The organism is Archangium sp. (genome assembly GCF_036389735.1).
Lineage (GTDB): Bacteria > Myxococcota > Myxococcia > Myxococcales > Myxococcaceae > Archangium.
Genome location: NZ_DASVWK010000793.1, coordinates 1 through 3,080 on the forward strand (window position 1 = coordinate 1; position 3,080 = coordinate 3,080).

Consider the following 3,080-nt stretch of genomic DNA (forward strand, 5'->3'; position numbering starts at 1 on the left):
AGCGCGCTGCTGAAGGAAGAGGCCTACGGGCGGGCGGCGGTCTTCGCCGTGGAGTGGGCGCTGGCCCAACTGTGGCGAGCGTGGGGCGTGGAGCCGAGGCGGGTGGTGGGCCAGGGAGTGGGGGAGTACGTGGCGGGAGTGGAGGCGGGAGCTTTCAGCCTGGAGGAGGGGCTGAAGCTGGCGGTGAGCAAGCCGGGGTCGGGGCCCGCGCAGTGGCAGGAGTCGGAGGAGTCACTGAAGGCACACGGAATCGAGGTGTGCCTGGAGGTGAGGCCACCGCCGCCGGGAGCGGAGTGGGCCCAGGTGCTGGAGATGCTGGGCGGGCTCTACGTGAGAGGCGTGGAGGTGGATTGGGCGAAGTACGACGCGCCGTACGGAAGGCGCCGGGTGGTGCTGCCCACCTACCCCTTCCAGCGCCAGCGCTTCTGGCTCACTTCGGCCCGCGCGGAGTCCCGGTGAGGGAGAGCACCAGCTGTCGCAATTCCTGGCCGTTGAAGGGCTTGCGCATCTCCCTCAACAGGGGGGTCTCGCCGAACTCCTGGAGGAGTGAGCCCCAGGAGTAGTCGGAGTAGGCGGAGCAGAGCACCACCTGGAGCGAGGGCGCGATCTTCCGCAGGTGCCTCAGCGTCTCGGCGCCGTTCCAGCCCGGAGGCATCCGGTAGTCGAGGAACACCAGCGAGTAGGGCCGGCCCTGCGCCATGGCCTCCTGGATCTTGGTGACGCCTTCCTGTCCCTGGAAGGCCGAGTCCACCTCGAGCTCCTGCTCGCCGCGAGCCGTCTCGCGAGAGGGGGTCGGGCCGAAGAGCGCCACCTCCAACTGGTCGAGCTCGTCACTGCCCTTGCGCTGCTCCGTGCTGAAGAGACGACGGAAGTCGGTGTGGATGGCCTCGGAATCATCGATGACGAGAATCCTCGTCTTGCTCGCGGCGCTGCTCATTTTGCCTCCTGGGCAGGATGATAGGGCATCTCCAGCGTGAAGGTGGCGCCCTTGCCTGGTCCATCGCTGTGGACCTTGAGTGAGCCGCCCAGCTCCTGGGCCGCGAGGGCGCTGGAGTGCAGGCCAAAGCCATGGCCCTCCTCGCGCGTGGTGAAGCCATACTGGAAGATGCGTGTGAGCATCTCGGGGGCGATGCCCATGCCGTTGTCGTGAATCTCGATGCACACACGGTCGGCGACGGGCGGCTCCAGCCTCACGCTCAGGATTCGCTCGTTCAGGGGCACGTCATCCATGGCGTATTTGGCGTTGCTGACCAGGTTGACGAGGACCATCAGCACCTTGTGCTTGTCGGTGAGCACCGTGGGGAGGGCCGCCAGTTGCCGCCGCACCTTCACCTGATGACGGACGAGCCCGGCCGAGTTGATGCGCAGGGCGTCCTCCACCAGGTCCGCGAGGACGACCGGCTCGTGGACCCGAGGCGTCCGGGCGTAGTTCTGCTGCACCTTGACGATGTCGCCGATGTGCTCGGTGTAGCGGCCCACGTCCTCGAGCAGTGAGACGATCTCCTCGCGGTCAGCCATCAGGTTCTGCCCCAGCTTGTTCAGGAAGGGCATGACGTTGCGCCCGCGCTCGTCCTGGTTGACGAAGGTGGTGAGGTCGCCCTGGCGCTCCTGGAGCATTCCGGCCACGCGGCCCACGTGCTCCAGTCGCATGTCGCTCACCCGCTCCTTGGCGACCTGGGCGGAGGTGTAGACGCTGTTGAGCACGTTGCCCACGTTGTGCAGCACGTTGGTGGCGATCTCCGCCATGCCCGCGCGCCGCGCCGTCTGCACCAGTTGTTGGTGGACTTCCTTGAGCTCCCGGGTGCGCTCCTCGACGCGCAGCTCCAGGCCCTCGTTGGCCTGTCGTAGCTCCTCCTCGCGCCGCTGCACCTGGTCGGCCATGAGGCGGAAGGCCTGGGCGAGCTGTCCCAGCTCGTCGTTGCGAGCGGTGTCCAGCTCCACCTTGAAGTCCCCGGCCGCCACCCGGTCCGTGGCATGGGTGAAGGCCACCAGGGGGCGGGAGATCTGCCGCTGGAGGACCCAGTACATGATGACCAGCTCGAGGAAGAGGGAGAGGATGCCCAGCAGGAGCACGTAGCGGGCGGCGAGGAAGGCGGGGCGGGACACGACGCTCTCGGGGAGCACGGTGGCGAAGTACCAGCCGGGGCCCTGGAGTCGGGTCACGGCGACGTATTCACCGTACTCCGGGAGTTCCAGGATGGTCTGGCCGGATGGGCGCGACTTCACCCGCTCGATGATGCTCCGCACATGGGCAGAGGGATCGTTCTCCTGCAGCTCGGGCTGGGCGATGAGCTGTCCATCCTCGCGGAAGATGACGTTGTAGGCGCCGGGCAGGTGGTCGTTGATGGTGCGGGCCATCAACTCGTCGAGCAGCACGTCATGGCTGATGGACGCGACATGGCGGCCGTCCAGATCCAGCGGGGTGGTGACCGTGGTCGTCGAGGTCTTGGGGACCGGATCCAGGTAGACGCCGGACCATGTGGTGCGCCGCAGCGGGTTGTTCTCGGGCAGGGAGAGGGGGAAGAACTCCTGGGCGGTGACGAACTCGGTGGGCGCCACGTCGCGGCCCCAGGTGGGCAACGTGGGCCAGTAGAGGATGTTCGGCCCCTCGGGCAGCGTGATGAAGGTATCGGTGAAGCGTGTCCCGAAGGCGGGCCCGTATTGGTTGAGCACGTCGTAGGCGGCCAGGATTCGGCGACGAAGGTCCGCGTCGACACGCACCCCCCGGGGGACGAAGGTGCTCGCCATTCGTGTTCCGTCGAAGCTCTCGGGACGGTTGCGGACCGTGCCGTCGGGCAGGTGCTCGAACAGGCGGTCGAAGCGGGAACTCACTTCCTCTGGGGTGAGGGAGCGGATCCTCTCCTCCAGGGCCTTCTTGAGGACGGCGTGATTGTCCTCGGCCAACAGGAAGATGGCCTGCTCACGTTGGCTCCGCTCCAAGACATGCTGCTCCATCTGCGCGAGGGTCTCGGTGCGCAGGGTGCTGAGCAGGTGCAGGTAGCTGAAGAGGGTGGACAGGACGATGATCACCCCGATGCGCACGCCCATGTGGATGAGCGTGGTGCGGGCCAGGGGGGAGC

The 3,080-nt window shown here is 67.1% G+C and carries 3 protein-coding genes; 1 reads left to right on the forward strand and 2 read right to left on the reverse strand.

The window, feature by feature from the left end:
* Positions 1-459 (forward strand): acyltransferase domain-containing protein (locus VF794_RS28055; protein WP_331115632.1); only part of this gene is annotated, 459 nt, incomplete at its 5' end.
* On the opposite strand, the gene VF794_RS28060 is transcribed toward VF794_RS28055, so the two are convergent.
* Both VF794_RS28060 and VF794_RS28065 read right to left on the reverse strand, forming a co-directional pair.
* Complete coding sequence (locus tag VF794_RS28060) at positions 431-937, reverse strand: response regulator (RefSeq protein ID WP_331115633.1); 507 nt, start codon at positions 935-937, stop codon at positions 431-433. The two genes, VF794_RS28055 and VF794_RS28060, sit on opposite strands and share 29 nt — an antisense overlap.
* Complete coding sequence (locus VF794_RS28065; protein ID WP_414640966.1) at positions 934-3,048, reverse strand: ATP-binding protein; 2,115 nt, start codon at positions 3,046-3,048, stop codon at positions 934-936. The genes VF794_RS28060 and VF794_RS28065 overlap by 4 nt, the downstream gene beginning before the upstream one ends.
* Positions 3,049-3,080: the final 32 nt, after the last annotated feature.